The organism is Rossellomorea marisflavi, assembly GCF_022170785.1.
Classification (GTDB): domain Bacteria; phylum Bacillota; class Bacilli; order Bacillales; family Bacillaceae_B; genus Rossellomorea; species Rossellomorea marisflavi_B.
This window is the reverse complement of sequence record NZ_CP081870.1, coordinates 3,995,371-4,012,690: the sequence shown is the minus strand read 5'-3', so window position 1 is coordinate 4,012,690 and position 17,320 is coordinate 3,995,371. Positions and strand designations below refer to the sequence as shown.

13 protein-coding genes and 1 riboswitch are annotated in these 17,320 nt (G+C 50.3%); of the genes, 11 read left to right on the top strand and 2 right to left on the bottom strand.

The genetic code is table 11. The features are described from left to right. Window positions 1-147: 147 nt before the first annotated feature. The 8 genes from K6T23_RS20680 to K6T23_RS20645 all read left to right on the top strand — a co-directional run bounded on the left by K6T23_RS20680 (window position 148) and on the right by K6T23_RS20645 (window position 11,344). A complete protein-coding gene (locus K6T23_RS20680) occupies window positions 148-1,329 on the top strand; it encodes an acetyl-CoA C-acetyltransferase (RefSeq protein WP_238283193.1) in 1,182 nt (393 codons plus the stop codon). A 26-nt stretch (window positions 1,330-1,355) separates the two neighbouring features. Next, window positions 1,356-2,204, top strand: coding sequence for a 3-hydroxybutyryl-CoA dehydrogenase (locus tag K6T23_RS20675; RefSeq protein ID WP_238283192.1), 849 nt, complete (start codon window positions 1,356-1,358; stop codon window positions 2,202-2,204). 35 nt (window positions 2,205-2,239) lie between these two features. Beyond that, a complete protein-coding gene (locus tag K6T23_RS20670; RefSeq protein WP_238283191.1) occupies window positions 2,240-3,376 on the top strand; it encodes an acyl-CoA dehydrogenase in 1,137 nt (378 codons plus the stop codon). A gap of 24 nt (window positions 3,377-3,400) precedes the next feature. Further along, window positions 3,401-4,540 (top strand): acyl-CoA dehydrogenase, encoded by a 1,140-nt coding sequence (locus tag K6T23_RS20665; RefSeq protein WP_238283190.1) that lies wholly within the window; start codon window positions 3,401-3,403, stop codon window positions 4,538-4,540. 53 nt (window positions 4,541-4,593) lie between these two features. After that, the gene (locus tag K6T23_RS20660; protein ID WP_048004824.1) at window positions 4,594-5,247 is read left to right on the top strand and encodes a TetR/AcrR family transcriptional regulator; all 654 of its coding nucleotides are present in this window, start codon (window positions 4,594-4,596) and stop codon (window positions 5,245-5,247) included. Continuing rightward, window positions 5,244-8,501: a fused isobutyryl-CoA mutase/GTPase IcmF gene (gene icmF, locus K6T23_RS20655; RefSeq protein ID WP_238283189.1), complete on the top strand. Its 3,258-nt coding sequence runs from the start codon at window positions 5,244-5,246 to the stop codon at window positions 8,499-8,501. The genes K6T23_RS20660 and icmF overlap by 4 nt, the downstream gene beginning before the upstream one ends. 310 nt (window positions 8,502-8,811) lie before the next feature. Further along, window positions 8,812-9,369: a DNA-directed RNA polymerase subunit delta gene (gene rpoE, locus K6T23_RS20650; protein ID WP_056539238.1), complete on the top strand. Its 558-nt coding sequence runs from the start codon at window positions 8,812-8,814 to the stop codon at window positions 9,367-9,369. Window positions 9,370-9,739: 370 nt separating this feature from the next. Next, window positions 9,740-11,344, top strand: coding sequence for a CTP synthase (locus tag K6T23_RS20645; protein ID WP_053429666.1), 1,605 nt, complete (start codon window positions 9,740-9,742; stop codon window positions 11,342-11,344). A gap of 394 nt (window positions 11,345-11,738) precedes the next feature. Here the strand turns inward: K6T23_RS20645 and K6T23_RS20640 are convergent, their stop codons facing one another. Both K6T23_RS20640 and K6T23_RS20635 read right to left on the bottom strand, forming a co-directional pair. Further along, the gene (locus K6T23_RS20640; RefSeq protein WP_273546631.1) at window positions 11,739-12,671 is read right to left on the bottom strand and encodes an IS3 family transposase; all 933 of its coding nucleotides are present in this window, start codon (window positions 12,669-12,671) and stop codon (window positions 11,739-11,741) included. 14 nt (window positions 12,672-12,685) lie between these two features. Continuing rightward, on the bottom strand, window positions 12,686-13,000 hold the full coding sequence (locus K6T23_RS20635; RefSeq protein WP_148986189.1) for a helix-turn-helix domain-containing protein: 315 nt from the start codon (window positions 12,998-13,000) through the stop codon (window positions 12,686-12,688). A 539-nt stretch (window positions 13,001-13,539) separates the two neighbouring features. Further along, a riboswitch (SAM riboswitch) is annotated at window positions 13,540-13,646 on the top strand. A gap of 99 nt (window positions 13,647-13,745) precedes the next feature. Here K6T23_RS20635 and K6T23_RS20630 point away from each other — a divergent pair. From K6T23_RS20630 to K6T23_RS20620, 3 genes are read left to right on the top strand one after another with little or no spacing between them, the layout of a single operon-like run. Continuing rightward, on the top strand, window positions 13,746-14,819 hold the full coding sequence (locus K6T23_RS20630; protein ID WP_238283187.1) for a sugar ABC transporter substrate-binding protein: 1,074 nt from the start codon (window positions 13,746-13,748) through the stop codon (window positions 14,817-14,819). Between the two features lie 13 nt (window positions 14,820-14,832). Beyond that, window positions 14,833-16,356: a sugar ABC transporter ATP-binding protein gene (locus K6T23_RS20625; RefSeq protein ID WP_238283186.1), complete on the top strand. Its 1,524-nt coding sequence runs from the start codon at window positions 14,833-14,835 to the stop codon at window positions 16,354-16,356. A 16-nt stretch (window positions 16,357-16,372) separates the two neighbouring features. After that, window positions 16,373-17,314 (top strand): ABC transporter permease, encoded by a 942-nt coding sequence (locus K6T23_RS20620; protein ID WP_238284490.1) that lies wholly within the window; start codon window positions 16,373-16,375, stop codon window positions 17,312-17,314. The last annotated feature ends 6 nt before the right edge of the window (window positions 17,315-17,320 follow it).

The following is a 17,320-nucleotide window of genomic DNA, read 5'->3' as shown; positions in this document are numbered from 1 at the left end:
GAAAAGGAAGTAATTTCAAGTACAATGAATGTTGAGGGACGTTTTTAGTCCCTCTTCATTTGATCAGTTGGTGAGCGAGCGTTCAGTCGTCAGCTTTTTTATTTCAACATTATTGTAAGCGTATACAAAAGAGAGGGAGCGATGGAGATGGGCAGAACAGTCATAGTGGAAGGGGCAAGGACCCCATTCGGTAAATTCGGAGGCGGATTGAGCGGTTTTACGGCTTCGGAACTCGGTGGATTGGCAGTCAAGGAAGCATTGGAGCGCTCCGGCGTCAGTCCGGCAGACGTTGAAGAACTCATCCTCGGCAGCGTCCTCCAAGGAGGGCAGGGTCAGATCCCTTCCCGACAGGCGGCGAGACATGCTGGACTGCCTTGGGAGGTCAGGACCGAGACGATCAATAAGGTGTGTGCATCCGGAATGAGGAGTGTGACCTTCGGTGACCAGATCATCCGTGCCGGGGACGGGGAAGTCATCGTCGCAGGCGGGATGGAGTCCATGTCCAACGCTCCCTACCTTCTCCCGAAAGCTCGCTGGGGCTATAAGATGGGAGACTCGAGCGTGAAGGATCTTATGGTCCATGACGGTCTGACCTGCAGCTTCAATGGGGTCCACATGGGCACCTACGGCAATTCCACCGCAAAGGAATTCGATCTTTCAAGGGAAGAACAAGATGAGTGGGCGCTGCGCAGTCATCAGCGTGCAGTGGAAGCTTCAGCGCATCTTGGGGAAGAAATCGTACCAGTTCCCGTTCCGCAGAGAAGGGGAGAGCCAGTGGTGATCTCTCAGGATGAAGCACCGAGAAAGAGTACGTCCCTCGAGGCGCTATCGAAGCTGTCACCAGTGTTTGATCACGGTGGGACCATCACGGCAGGAAATGCGCCGGGAGTCAACGACGGAGCATGTGCCATGGTCCTGATGAGCGAAGAGCGGGCAGGGAAAGAAGGGAAGGAACCCCTTGCCACGATTATCGGCTCCCATGCCGTAGCCGTAGAGGCAAAGGATTTCCCTCAAACTCCGGGACTCGTCATCAACGGACTGCTAGAGAAAACGGGGAAGACACTGGAAGAAATCGATCTGTTTGAAATCAATGAAGCATTTGCGGCAGTGGCATTGACCAGCGCCAAGATTGCCGGTCTTGATAAAGAAAAAGTGAACGTCAATGGGGGTGCGGTAGCCCTTGGTCACCCGATTGGAACAAGCGGAGCAAGGATCATCCTGACCCTTGCATATGAACTGAGAAGACGTGGAGGAGGCATCGGGATCGCTTCCATCTGCAGCGGAGGCGGCCAGGGAGATGCCGTCATGATTGAGGTACCGAAGAAGTGAGGGAATCCACAAAGGGGGAAATGAATGTGTCGATACAAAAGGTAATGGTAATCGGAGCGGGTCAGATGGGATCAGGAATTGCCCAGGTATGTGCCCAGGCAGGATATGACGTGACACTGAACGATTTGAAAGGGGAATTCGTCGAGAGGGGCCTATCATCCATTGGAAAGAATCTTGCACGCGCCGTAGAGAAGGGCAGGATGTCTGCAGATGAAAAAGATCAGGTGACAGGAAGGTTGAGTTCATCCACTGACCTTCAGGATGCCAAAGGGGTGGACCTTGTGATCGAAGCGGCGGTTGAGAACATGGACATCAAGAAGACGATCTTCGCCCAGCTCGATGAAATCGCGCCGGAGCATACGATCCTTGCGACGAATACATCATCCCTGCCCATCACCGAGATTGCAGCGGCGACCAATCGCCCTCAACAGGTGATCGGGATGCACTTCATGAATCCCGTGCCGGTCATGAAGCTCGTTGAAATCATAAGGGGTCTGGCCACGACAGATGAAGTGTATGCAGCCATCGAAGACATGACGAATAAGCTCTATAAGACACCGGTTGAAGTGGAGGACTTCCCGGGGTTCGTGGCAAACCGGATCCTCATGCCGATGATCAATGAGGCGGTCTACACCTTGTATGAAGGGGTCGCAAGCAAGGAAGACATCGATAGTGTGATGAAGCTTGGGATGAATCACCCGATGGGCCCGCTAACGCTGGCAGATTTCATCGGACTCGATACATGCCTATACATCATGGAAACACTCCATGAAGGGTTCGGAGACGACAAGTACCGCCCATGTCCGCTCCTCAGGAAATATGTCAAGGCAGGCTGGCTTGGACGCAAGACAGGCAGAGGCTTCTACGAATATTGAGTTCCATGAGGCCATACAACAGGGAGGAATGAAGCATGGAACTTCGTTTCACAGAAGAGCAGAAGATGATGAGGAAGATGGTACGTGACTTTGCTGACTCTGAGATCAGTCCATTCATTGAGAGGATGGAAGATGGGGAATTTCCCAGGGAGATCCTGAATATGATGGCAGAGCTCGGATTGATGGGAATCACGATTCCTGAAGAGTATGGAGGCGCAGGAATGGATTTCACTTCCTACATCATTGCCATCCATGAGCTGTCGAGGGTGAGCGCCACCATCGGGGTCATCCTGTCGGTCCATACGTCGGTCGGCACGAATCCGATCCTTTATTTCGGTACGGAAGAACAGAAACAAACCTATATTCCGAAGCTTGCAAGCGGCGAATACCTTGGGGCATTCTGCCTGACGGAACCGAGTGCGGGATCTGATGCAAAGAGCTTGAAAACGAAGGCGGAAGACCGGGGTGACCATTATGTGTTGAACGGTTCAAAGGTCTTCATCACGAATGGTGGGGAGGCGGATACCTACATCGTGTTCGCCGTGACGGATCCCGATATGGGTAGCCGCGGCGTCTCGGCCTTCATCGTCGAGAAAGGGACGGAAGGCCTCGTGATCGGGAAGGACGAACATAAGATGGGGCTCCACGGATCACGTACGGTCCAGCTGACGTTTGAAGACATGAAGGTACCTGCCGGAAATCTTCTCGGTAAGCGCGGAGACGGATTCAGGATCGCCATGAACAATCTGGATGTGGGCCGCATCGGAATCGCGGCCCAGGCTCTTGGGATCGCTGAAGCCGCATTCGAATTTTCAACAGCTTATGCTAAAGAGCGCGCGCAGTTCGGGAAGCCGATTGCCGCCCAACAGGGCATCGGCTTTAAGCTTGCCGATATGGCAACGTCCGTGGAAGCATCGAAGCTTCTTGTATACCGGGCGGCAGATTTCCGTTCGCGGGGAGTCTCCTGCGGCAAGGAAGCGAGCATGGCCAAATTATTCGCCTCAAAAGCCGCCGTTGATGTTTCAACGGAAGCGATCCAGGTTTACGGAGGGTACGGCTATACGAAGGAATATCCCGTGGAGAGGCTTTTCAGGGATGCCAAAGTGACGGAAATCTATGAAGGTACGAGCGAGATCCAGCGGATGGTGATCGGGAAGCACCTGCTTGTTTAACAATCATGAGATGGGGGAACGAAGATGAATTTCAAATTATCCGAAGAGCATGAAATGATCCGGAAGATGGTCCGCGATTTTGCCAGGAACGAAGTGGCGCCTACGGCTGCTGAGAGAGATGAAGAAGAGCGCTTCGATATGGAGCTTTTCCAAAAGATGGCCGAACTCGGACTGACGGGCATTCCCTGGCCGGAGGAATACGGGGGTATCGGAAGTGACTTCCTTGCCTATTGCATCGCAGTAGAAGAGCTCTCGAGGGTGTGCGCATCGATCGGTGTGACGCTGTCTGCCCATACGTCCCTTGCCGGGTGGCCGGTCTATAAATTCGGTACGGAAGAACAAAAGCAGAAATATCTCCGTCCGATGGCACAAGGGGAGAAAATCGGGGCTTATGGTCTCACGGAGCCGGCATCGGGATCTGATGCCGGCGGCATGAAGACGACTGCACGCCTTGAAGGGGACCACTACGTGCTGAACGGCTCGAAGATCTTCATCACGAACGGCGGCATCGCCGACACCTACGTCGTATTCGCCCTGACCGATCCATCACAGCGTCAGCGCGGGACGAGTGCCTTCATCGTCGAGAAGGATTTCCCAGGTTTCTCAGTAGGGAAAAAAGAGAAGAAGCTCGGAATCCGATCTTCACCTACGACTGAAATCATCTTTGAAGACTGTAAAGTACCGAAGGAAAACCTTCTTGGGAAAGAAGGGGAAGGATTCAAGATCGCCATGATGACTCTTGATGGAGGCAGGAACGGCATCGCTGCCCAGGCAGTGGGGATTGCCCAGGGTGCCCTCGATGCGTCTGTGGACTACGCCAAGGAACGGGAGCAGTTCGGTAAGCCGATTGCTGCGAATCAAGGGATTTCCTTCAAGATTGCCGATATGGCGACCAGCATCGAAGCATCCAGGCTCCTGACTTATCAAGCAGCATGGCTCGAGTCGGAAGGTCTTCCGTATGGTAAAGAATCGGCCATGTCGAAATTGATGGCAGGGGATACGGCCATGAAGGTGACGACAGAAGCTGTCCAGATCTTCGGTGGATACGGCTATACGAAAGACTACCCGGTGGAACGGTTCATGAGGGATGCGAAAATCACGCAAATCTATGAGGGGACGCAGGAAATCCAACGCCTCGTCATCTCACGGATGGTTACGAAATAAAGAGAAACAAAGGGGATAAGGGGTCATTACGCACGGAAAGGGGGTCGATTGTAGTGAAAGACAAAAGAGAAGTGCATGCGTCGGTCAAGGATGAACGTTTGGTAGAGAAGAGGCGGGATCAAATGATCAAAGGGGCTGTCTCACTATTTAAACAAAAGGGGTTTCATCGCACCACGACAAGAGAGATTGCAAAGGCCGCCGGATTCAGTATCGGAACGCTCTATGAATATATACGAACAAAGGAAGATGTGCTCTATCTTGTCTGCGACAGGATCTATGAACAAGTACGATTGGAGCTGGAAGAATTGGATGTGGGAGAAGGGACGATGGAGAGCCTGAAGCTAGGCATCGCCCATTACTTCCAGGTGATGGATAGGATGCAGGATGAGGTGCTCGTCATGTATCAGGAAGCGAAGTCGCTATCGAAGGATGCCCTGCCGTACGTTTTAAAAAAAGAGATGGAAATGGTCGGCATGGTGGAAGGCCTCATCCAAAGCTGTGTGGATAGGGGGAGGCTGGATCTTGATTCTGAGCGGATCCATCTCCTTGCACAGAATGTCTTCGTCCAGGGGCAGATGTGGGGATTCCGCCGCTGGGCGCTCCAAAAGCGCTTTTCACTCGAAGACTATATGAATCTTCAAATCGATCTGCTGTTTGCAGGCGTCATAGGATATGAGACACATGGAAGAACAGGGGGAGTCATATGAGCACGGTAGAGATTTATAAACCAAAGCACCATGTCCGCTTCGTCACGGCATCGAGCCTGTTCGATGGGCATGATGCGTCGATCAACATAATGCGGAGGATCATCCAGGCAAGCGGGGCGGAAGTCATCCATCTTGGGCATAACCGGTCAGTAGAAGAAGTCGTCAATGCTGCCATCCAAGAAGATGTTCAGGGTATCGCCATCTCCTCTTACCAGGGTGGACACGTCGAATATTTCAAATACATGTATGATCTTTTAAATGAGAGGGGCGCAGGTCATATCCGCATCTACGGAGGCGGTGGCGGCGTCATCATCCCTAAAGAGATCAAGGAGCTTCATGAATACGGAATCGCCCGGATCTTCTCTCCGGAAGACGGAAGGACACAGGGCCTTCAAGGGATGATCAACCGGATGATCGAGGAATGCGACTACCCGACGATTAAAGGGACGGAAAGCAAGGAAGTGGAAAATCTCGCAGGTGGGAGCGTCAATGCGATCTCCAGGTTGATTTCACTTGCTGAGTACCAGGTCGGTGCCAAGGAGGAAGTGGCAGCTGCCGCTCAATCGGTCTTCACGGAAATCAAAGGTCTTGCAAGCAAAGTACCGGTCCTAGGGATCACGGGAACGGGGGGAGCGGGGAAAAGCTCCCTTACGGATGAACTGATCCGCCGCTTTCTGAACGAACTGCCAGAGAAGAAGATTGCGGTTTTGTCCATTGATCCGACGAAACAGAAGACAGGCGGGGCACTCCTCGGTGACAGGATCCGGATGAACGCCATCTTCAACCCGAGAGTGTACATGAGAAGTCTTGCCACGCGCGGATCCAGGACCGAGCTTTCCCTCGCCATCCAGGACGCCATCAATGTCGTGAAAGCGGCAGGGTATGATCTTGTCGTAGTGGAAACGAGCGGTATCGGTCAGGGGGATGCGGAAATCGCGGAGATCTGTGATTTGTCTATGTATGTGATGACAAGCGAGTTCGGTGCACCATCACAGCTGGAAAAGATCGATATGATTGATTACGCTGATCTCATCGTCATCAATAAGTTTGAGCGCAAAGGATCAGAAGATGCGCGGAGACAGGTGCAAAAGCAGTATCAACGAAGCCATCTTTTATTCGATCAGGACCTTGATGAAATGCCGGTATATGGCACGATCGCAAGTCAGTTCAATGATCCCGGCACAAACGCCCTGTTTGCCGCTGTCGTCGATACAGTAAACGGTAAGATGAACCTCGGTTGGGAAACAGGATTTTCGAAGAATGTGGACGTGGAAAAGCAAAACGTCATCATCCCGAACGACCGCCGTTACTATTTGAGGGAAATCGCTGAAACGGTCCGGAATTATCACCGAAAAGCAGAAGAACAGTCCGATCTTGCCCGCCGTCTCTTCCAGCTCGAAGGGGCCATCGAAGCCGTCGGGGAACAAGGGGATGTCACAGCCTCCCTCACCACGTTGAAAGACGAAGTGGAAAAGAAACTGACGGAGCAATCGAAGGAGATCCTGGGGGGATGGGAGAACCTCAAGGGAACTTACAGCAAGGATTCATTCGTCACGAAGGTCCGCGACCGTGAAATCGTGACAGAGCTAAAAACCAAAAGCTTATCCGGCTTGAGCATCCCGAAGGTCGCCCTTCCGCGATATAAAGATTACGGGCAGATCCTTGAATGGGTATATAAAGAAAATGTGCCGGGCTCATTCCCGTACACGGCGGGTGTATTCCCGTTCAAGCGAAAAGGGGAAGATCCTAAGCGACAATTTGCAGGGGAAGGGACACCTGAACGGACGAACCGCCGTTTTCACTACCTGTCCAAAGATGATGATGCCAAGCGTCTCAGTACGGCATTCGATTCCGTGACCCTTTACGGGGAAGATCCCGATCACCGCCCCGATATCTACGGTAAAGTAGGAGAGAGCGGCGTCAGCATCTGTACCCTCGAGGATATGAAGAAGCTGTATGCAGGATTCGATCTTTGTGCACCGTCCACGTCGGTCTCCATGACGATCAACGGTCCGGCGCCTATCATCCTCGCCATGTATATGAATACGGCCATCGATCAGCAGATCAAGATCAAGGAAGAAGAGCTTGGGCGCATCCTCACCGTCGAAGAGTATGCAACCGTCCGTGAACAAACTTTGAGTGTCGTACGCGGCACGGTTCAGGCGGATATCCTGAAAGAAGACCAGGGGCAGAATACGTGTATCTTCTCCACGGAGTTCGCCCTCAGGATGATGGGGGATATCCAGCAGTACTTTATTGATCATAAGGTAAGGAACTATTATTCTGTCTCCATCTCCGGCTATCATATTGCCGAAGCGGGAGCGAATCCGATTTCCCAGCTTGCCTTCACCCTCGCGAATGGATTCACCTATGTCGAGTACTACCTCAGCAGGGGAATGGACATCAACGCATTTGCACCGAATCTTTCCTTCTTCTTCTCCAATGGACTCGATCCTGAGTATACGGTCATCGGCCGTGTGGCAAGGCGTATCTGGTCAACGGTCATGAGGGATAAGTACGGAGCGAACGAGCGGAGTCAGAAGCTGAAGTATCACATTCAGACGTCGGGAAGATCCCTTCACGCCCAGGAGATCGACTTCAATGACATCCGCACCACCCTGCAGGCGCTCATGGCCCTCCAGGATAACTGTAACTCCCTTCACACCAATGCCTATGATGAAGCCATCACGACGCCTACGGAGGAATCGGTCCGCCGGGCCATGGCAATCCAGATGATCATCACCAAGGAGCACGGCCTCTCGAAGAATGAGAATCCGCTTCAGGGAGCCTTCATCGTGGAGGAGCTGACGGATCTGGTGGAGGAAATGGTCCTTGCAGAATTCGACCGCATCAATGATCGCGGAGGCGTCCTCGGAGCCATGGAAACCCAGTATCAGCGCGGCAAGATCCAGGAAGAGTCCATGTTCTATGAAATGAAGAAGCATTCCGGAGAGCTTCCGATCGTCGGAGTGAACACGTACCTCAATCCGAATCCTCCTTCTGAAGAAGACGTGGACGGGATGGAACTTGCCCGGGCAACCAAGGAAGAGAAAGAAACCCAGATTCACAATCTCAAAGCGTTCCAGCAGGGCCACGGCGACAAAACGGAAGAAGCACTCAAGCGCTTGAAGCAGTCTGCTGTCGAAGGTGGGAATATTTTCGAAGAGCTGATGGAGACGGTCAGAGTGGCGAGTCTCGGTCAGATTACAAGGGCCCTTTATGAAGTCGGAGGGCAATATAGACGCAATATGTAAAACGTATGAATCCGAACGGCTGCGCCCCTTTCATCCAGGCGCAGAGTTCGGTTTTTTTATCCTTTGGGGAATGAGTGCTTGCCATCTTTCTTTAGAAACTATAAGATGAGCGTATTCCCATGAATGGGTCCATGAAGCGGACAGTCCGGACCCTTATAAGAAAATGTTTGGTGAAATCTAGATAATTCTAGCATAAAGACTTGTAATTTGTTTATAATGGTGAATATGGTCTAAACCTGATAATGGACAATTTTTGCCCTTTTTTATTCTACCTAGTAGATTGTTTAAATAGAGAAAGGAAGTGCGTACATTGAGTTTAAAGCAATTATCCAAAGAAGAATTGCGTCAAACAGCATTTATCGAGCTTGCCCACGCCATCTTGAAAGAAAAAAAGCAGGCCCTTGGTTTCCAGGAAATCCTTGATGAAATCACTAGTCTGACAGGTGCCTCAAAAGAAGAAGTCAAATCAAGACTTGCCCAGTTCTATACAGACCTCAACATCGACGGTCAGTTCCTGGCCCTTGGTGATAACCGCTGGGGACTTCGTGAATGGTATCCAGTCGATCAAATCGAGGAAGAAACCGTTCCTACTATGAAATCATCTGCCAAAAAGAAAAAAGCGAAGAAAACCGATGAAGACGATCTTGACCTGGATGAATTCGAGGATCTTGAAGATGAAGACCTTGATTTCGAAGACCTTGATGATACGGAAGAGGACGATCTTACTGACGATGAGGATCTGGATGAAGAAGATGCTGACGACGTTGAAGATCTAGAGGAAGAAGAAGATCTCGATATCGATGAGTTCGATGAAGAGGATGAAGACGAAGAAGATCTCGACGAAGACGAGGAAGAAGAGAGCAAATAATCTCTCCATTCCATGTCCTGAATTCTATGCTTGACTTCTTCCTTTGAGGAAGGTAGTATTTTATTTGGGCTCCTCAAAAGAGGACTGATCGAGTATATCAACGCTCCCCTTACGATTTGTAAGCGGGGCGTTTTTTATTTTTTTCCGGGAAAGATCCCGGAAGACGGGCGTATCGGGGCGGATTTCGCTTCACCCCTTATAATCTCATGTATAACGAAAAAAAGAGGCTGTCTTTTTAACGATGATGCCATGGAATAATTCAAAGAATGGACTTCCCGTACTTTGAACATGATAAACCCATGGCGTGCGTACATAAGAGACACCCTCTACTTTTTTTGAACAAACTATATTCTTGAAGGGGGACATATACATGACTAAGTATATTTTCGTAACAGGCGGCGTAGTGTCGTCACTAGGGAAAGGGATCACAGCAGCGTCCCTTGGCAGATTGTTAAAAAATCGTGGCATCAGCGTCACGATCCAAAAATTCGACCCATACATCAACGTGGATCCGGGAACGATGAGCCCGTATCAGCACGGAGAAGTATTCGTTACCGATGATGGCGCGGAAACGGATCTTGACCTTGGTCACTATGAGCGCTTCGTCGACATCAATCTGACGAAATACAGCTCTGTGACGACAGGTAAAATCTACTCTACGGTCCTGAAAAAAGAGCGTCGAGGCGATTATCTTGGAGGGACGGTTCAGGTCATCCCTCACATCACGAATGAAATCAAAGAGCGCGTATACCGTGCCGGACGTGAAACGAATTCCGATGTAGTCATCACGGAAATCGGTGGAACGGTAGGGGATATCGAATCCCTTCCATTCTTGGAAGCCATCCGTCAAATCAAGAGTGATGTAGGTCGCGACAACGTCATGTACATCCACTGTACGCTTGTTCCTTACATCAAAGCAGCGGGTGAAATGAAAACAAAACCGACGCAACACAGCGTAAAAGAACTTCGCAGCCTGGGAATCCAGCCGAATGTCATTGTCGTCCGTGCAGAAATGCCGATGACTCAAGACATGAAGGATAAGATTGCCCTGTTCTGTGACATCGACAAGCATGCGGTCATCGAAGCGACAGATGCCGATACCCTTTACTCCATTCCGCTTTCCCTGCAGGATCAAAAGCTGGATGAACTTACTTGTCAGCACCTCAAGCTCGACTGCCATGAGCCTGATATGACGGAATGGACAGAGCTCGTTGAACGCGTCCGCAATCTATCGCGTAAAACGACGATCGCCCTTGTCGGTAAATATGTAGAGCTTCAAGATGCCTACATTTCCGTTGTGGAAGCACTCCGCCATGCCGGTTACCATTTCGACAGCGACATCCAAGTGAAATGGTTGAATTCAGAGCTCATCAATAAAGAGAACGTTCAAGAACAATTGGCTGATGCCGATGGGATCCTTGTCCCTGGTGGATTCGGAGACCGTGGTGTCGAAGGGAAGATCGTGGCAACCCAGTACGCACGTGAGAACAAGGTTCCGTTCCTTGGAATCTGCCTCGGTATGCAGCTTGCTTCCGTAGAATACGCTCGAAACGTCCTTGGACTCGAAGGCGCACATTCTGCAGAGTTGAATCCTGATACACCGCATCCGATCATCGACCTTCTTCCTGAGCAAAAGGACATCGAAGATCTTGGTGGTACACTGCGCCTTGGACTTTACCCTTGTAAGCTGACTGAAGGATCAAAAGCCTATGCAGCCTATGATGGAGAAGTGGTTTATGAGCGTCACCGCCACCGCTTCGAATTCAACAATCACTATCGTGAGCAAATGGAGAAAGCAGGATTTGTCTTCTCTGGAACAAGCCCGGATGGACGCCTTGTGGAAGTCATCGAGCTTAGCGACCACCCATGGTTCGTCGCTTCCCAGTTCCACCCGGAATTCACATCCCGCCCGACACGTCCGCAACCTCTCTTCAGAGATTTCATCGAAGCGACGCTTGCTTACGGAGAAAACTGATATCACTATGAATGAACGCCGCCGGGGCTTAATGCCGGCGGTTTTTTTGTGGAGTTAAATGTTTAATCCTCTGCTTTGGAAGAGAGGGGTAGGGGGAAGTTGGTAATAAACATCGGTAGTTGATCTTAAAGTCTTAAAGTTGAAAATAAACAGCCTAAGTTGGCAACACGGTTCGATGAAAAAACGGGAGTTGGTAGTAAAAAGTTAAAAGTCGATAGAAAAAATCGGAAAGTTGAAAATAAAATTGAAAAAGTCGGTCTGACCCCCTAATTCCTGACGTATGCTTCCTCAATCTCTAGTACTTTCAGTTTTTTAATTTCTATACACTCTTCTTCACTTTTCAGATACCAGATGCAGTTTTTTAAAGTGAAGAAGAGCGAGATCCTATTCCCTGTTATAGACGTATGTTCATATCGACAGGATAACCCGTTTCTCTATACGTCTCATGAAATTGTAAAGGGGCCATTCGTTTCAAGCTGCCGTGGAATCGTCTTTCGTTATAAAAAGTCATGAACTCGTCTACTTCATAATAAGCCTCTTCAAAGTACTCAAACTCAAAGCGTCTGAATAAATCACGCTCCATGATACTGAAGAATGACTCAATATACGCATTGTAATTGGGTGAACGTGGCGGAATTCGTTCATGGAGAAGGTGATGCCCCTCGCAAAATGCCCCGAATAAGTTACTTACAAACTGGGGGCCGTTATCAGTTCGGATGATAAGCTGGTTTTCACCACTTGGCGGTGTGGAAACTCCCCTTCTAAAAAGCGCTTCTTCTAACATGGTGGTAATGTCTTTGGCCGTGCACCGCTGCCCTCGATAATGTCCAACAATGGAGCGATCCAGTACATCAATGGCACAGGCTACAAAGAAAAACCTTCTGGTTTCTGAAATCATTCCGTACTTGATATCAACCTGCCAAAGTTGATTTGGAGCGGTGATAATTCGATTACGAACCAATCGTTTAGGATACGTTGGATTTCCTTTTCGTTGGGGAAGAAGGAGCCCTAATTTCCGACATAACCTTCCCACCTTTTTATGGTTGATTTTAATATGGTGATTGACCTTTAAGAAATGGGTTAAATTCTTGATTCCATAGGTTGCGCCATCTCCTTCGACAGCTTCCATAAGGTACTCTTCAATTTGTTCATCTGGGATGCGAACCCCTGTTGTAGTAAAGGAATATCCAGGTACAGGGCGACCTCTCTTCCCCTTAGAATCGCCTGCTTCCTCTGCCTCGGTATGGTAATAGTAAAGGGACCTGTTGATTCCGGTAGCTTTCGTCAATTTGGTAATGGAGAATCCCTCCTTTGCCCATAGGTGAATTTCCCTTAAGACCGTTAGGATCGGAATGGGGTTTTTTTTAGGAGATTCCGAAGCATGGCGTTTTCGAGTTCCTTCTCACCCAATAATTTTATTGCCTGTTCGTATTTGGCCTTTAGTTCTTCTTTCGTTGGATCAATCGGCAATGACACAACGTCTGAATCCTCCATCTCTTCACGTACTTCCTCTTCATATTCCTTTATCCATTTGGATAAAGTAGGTCTGGAGATTCCAGCGTTTCGTGCGATAGTGGTATAATTTCCAGATTCAAGAGCCAACCGAACATAGTTTTTCTTAACCTCTTCTAATACTTCAATCTTCCTTTTAGGCATCAGACTACCCCTCCTCAGTTCCCTAAATTAGATAATTTCAGTGTACGATGATACGTAGAGGTTGTCTAAAGGAATTAGGGGGTCGTAAAGAAGTCGGTAATAAATGCGGGTGAGAATCGAAAAAAAGTGCCTGAAATGCTGAAAAACAGTTGAATTTACGATGAATTGAGGGTTGATAGAGCCTAACTGTAGCCCCATTACACCCCATATTTCCCATTCGACAAAAAGCGCCCTTCCTTTTCTTGAAAAACCCATAATTCACTATAAAACTCCATCCCCTGTGGACCATCTTACTACCCTTTCAGCGGTTTATTCATACGTAATAGTCACCACAGGTTGGACGGAAGCGGAAGTGGCTCGACTGCCTCCCCGCGGAAACCAAGTCCCTGCAGCGAAAGGAAACGGACCCCGTTCCTGTTCATTGCTTTTTGAAGGAGAGATCGATTAGGTTCTAAACTTATAGAATTCCAAAAAGAATATTGACAATATTCACTCACCTCGTTAAGATATCCAATATGTAGTTAAAATTTCATAGTTTTCTCTTATAAAGAGTTGGCAGAGGGACTGGCCCGATGATGCCCGGCAACCTACCGTATATACGGAAAGGTGCTAAGACCTGCAGGATGTGATTCCTGAGTGATAAGAGTGCGTTCATCCGTACATACACCTCTTTTCCTCAGGAAAAGAGGTTTTTATTTTTGTAGAGAAAAAATGAGGCGGGAAGATCCCGGAAGGAGAAGAGAGAATGAAAAAGGTTTTATCAGTACTCTTATTTGCGACACTACTCACCACACTGGCTGCCTGTCAGCCGAACGTATCGTCAGAATCCAAAGGGGAAGAAAAGCAGGGGACGTCCGAGCACCCGCTGGCAGGGAAGAAGATTGCCTTGATCATGCAGATCAACCTGGGGACGTTCTCGGCCCAGTATATTGAAGGAGTGAAAGAGCAGGTAAAGAAATTCGGCGGGGAAGTACAGGTATTCACTTCTGAAGGGGACTTGGCCAAAATGTCTTCGAATCTGGATGCGGCCATCAACCAGAAGTTTGATGGAATCCTCATTGACCACGGGACGAAGGAAGCGTTGCAATCAGGAGTGGAAAAAGCAAAAGAAGCCAAAATCCCGGTCGTCGTGTTTGATGCCGATGTGGAATCTGATGGTGTGACCGTCCTTGAACAGGGGGATCAGCAGATGGCGGAACAGACCCTCTCCAAACTCTCTGATGAGCTTGAAGGCAAGGGGAATATCGTGAAAATCTGGGTGGCAGGATTCGCTCCGATGGAAAGGCGTCAAGTCGCGTATCAGGAGTTCCTGAAAGAGAACCCGGATATCAAAGAAGTGGCTGCATTCGGAGCGGCGACCAACAACACGGCCTTGGATACCCAGGCACAAATGGAAGCGATCCTGAAGCAGTATCCGAAAGGAGAAATCGATGCGGTATGGGCCGCGTGGGATGAATTCGCCAAAGGGGCCGTCCGTGCCATTGAAGCAGCAGGGAGAAACGAGATCAGGGTGTACGGAATCGATATGAGCGACGAAGATCTCCAGATCATTCAGAAAGAAGGAAGCCCATGGGTGGCGTCCGCAGCAGTGGACCCGAAGGATATCGGCCGCGTGCAGGTCCGCTTCCTTTACCAAAAGCTTGACGGGGAGGAAACGCCTCAGACGGTGAAGCTTGAACCGGTCTTCGTCGAGAAAGAGCAGCTTCCGGAAGAAACGATCACCACCGATCAATTGAGTGAGCATATCGACGGCTGGGGGGCGAGCGAACAAGGGTATTCCGACGAGTTGAAGAAGCTCGAGGCATCATTTGAATCGTAAAGGAGTGGACGATATGTCTGCTGTAGTGGAAATGGTGAAGATGAACAAAGCGTTTGCCGGGGTGCAGGCACTGAAGGAGGCTTCTTTTGAAGTAAGGGCAGGAGAAGTGCATGCGCTCTTGGGGGCAAATGGTGCAGGGAAAAGTACGCTGATGAAAATCCTGTCCGGCGCATATGAGCAGGATGAAGGGGAGATCCGCCTGAACGGGGAGAAGGTGACATGCCGCACGCCTAAGGAAGCAAAGGACCATGGGATCCACTGTGTGTATCAGGAAGTCGACACGGCGCTCATAGCTGGGTTGAGTGCCATGGAGAATATCTTGCTGGACGATTTTTCCCCGGGAGGATCCTTCCTCATCCGGAAGAAAGCGATGGAGAAAAAGGCGGGGGAAGGGTTGAAGCGGATCAAGCATGAATCGATCCCTTTGCAGGAACCGGTGGGCAGGCTCAGTCTTGCGGATAAACAGATGATTTTATTGACGAGGTGCCTCCTGAGGGATGCCAAGGTCCTGATATTGGATGAGCCCACTGCCCCCCTCAGCTCTACGGAAACAGAAAAACTGTTCCGTGTCATTGAAGAGTTGAAGGCGTCTGGCGTTGCCATCATCTTCATTTCCCATCGGCTGCCGGAAGTCTTCCAGATCTCCGACCGCATCACGGTCATGAAGGACGGCGGTACGGTGGGAACGTACGAAGCGCAGGAAGTCACGCCGAGGGCCATCGTCGAAGCGATGATCGGGGGGACATACAAAGAGGAGTTCAACCGGAATCAGTCGGTGACCGGTGACGTATTATTCGAGGCAAGTGGTGTTTCGGATGGTGCGTTGCTGAAGGATATATCGCTCACCGTACGTGAAGGGGAGATCGTAGGCGTTGCCGGGCTTGTCGGCGCAGGCAAGACCGAACTTGCCAAGTCGCTCTTCGGGGCCGTGCCGGCCAAAGGCCGATTCAAGCTGAAGGGAAAAGAGATCGGCCACTCCAGCCCTGTGGATGCGGTCCGTAACGGTCTTGCGCTGGTACCGGAAGAACGGAGGAAGGAGGGCTTGTTCGTCCATGAGTCCATCCGGAAGAATCTGAGCTTCCCGGCTTTACGGTCCATTTCAAAGAACCTATGGATCAATAAGGAAAAGGAAAGGGAGATGTCACGGGAAGTCATTGCATCCCTTGGCATCAAGACGTCCAGTGACAGCCTGCATTCCCACTATTTGAGCGGGGGTAATCAACAAAAGGTGGCCATCGGGAAGTGGCTAACCATGGATGCATCCCTGTTATTGTTCGATGAGCCCACCAAAGGGGTGGACGTTGGGGCAAAAAAAGAGATTTTTCACTTGATCCAATCCCTTGCGGAAAAAGGGAAGGGGATCCTGTACTTCTCCTGTGAGCTGCAGGAGATCATGGCGATTTCTGATCGCATCCTTGTCATGTACGACGGGGAGGTCGTGAAGGAATTGACCAGGGAAGAAGCAACCCAGGAGACGATTTTGTACTACGCTTCAGGAGGGAAGGACACACGTGAAGACGCTCGACTATTTGTTTAAATACGGGGCCATTGCCATGATGGTCATCATTTTGATATTTTTCAGTTTGTATAATCCGGTGTTTTTCACGTATGTAAACATCTCGGATATCCTGAGGTCAATTTCCATTGTTACCCTGGTTGCAATTGGCGTGACCTTTACGCTGGCCGTCGACGGGTTCGACTTGTCCGTCGGTTCTACAGTTTCTCTGTCAACCGTCATTACCGCCTCCCTGATGGTATGGTATGAGGCGCCTCTCTGGCTGGTCATCCTCCTGCCGATTGCCGTCGGGGCACTTGTCGGTCTATTCAACTCCATTCTCATAGTAAAAATCGGGATTCCCGACCTCCTGGCGACCCTCGGGGCGATGTACATCATTTCCGGGCTTCATCGGACCTATACAGAAGGCTATTCAATCTACAGTCACATGCCCATGTCGAAAGGTGGAACGGCCCCGGGAGAGTTCTCGGATGCCTTCCTCTTCATCGGCCAGGGGAAATGGCTCGGGCTCCCGGTACCGGTCTGGATCATGCTCGTCCTCGTTGCGATCGTGTACGCCATCCTTCATTTCACCAGATGGGGGAGGGTTCTTTATATGACAGGCGGGAATGTGGAAGCATCGAGGCTGTCGGGGATCCCTGTCAAACGGGTGAAGGTGTTGGCCTATGTCGCATCGGGAGTGTTCGCCTCGATCGGAGGCGTCCTGTTCACTGCTAGGGTAGGTTCCGGTCAGATCGATGCCGGGGCTCCGCTTCTGATGGAAGCCGTTGCCGCGGTCTTCGTAGGGTTCTCGGTCCTCGGTGCCGGGAAGCCGAATGTGCTGGGCACCTTCTTCGGGGCAGCCCTCATCGGCGTCCTCCTCAACGGCCTCACCATGATGAATCTTCCCTACTATGCGTTTGAGATCATCAAGGGGAGCGTCCTGGTGCTTGCGCTCGCGGTAACCTATATCCACGCCAGGAACCTTCAAAGCACATAAAAAAAA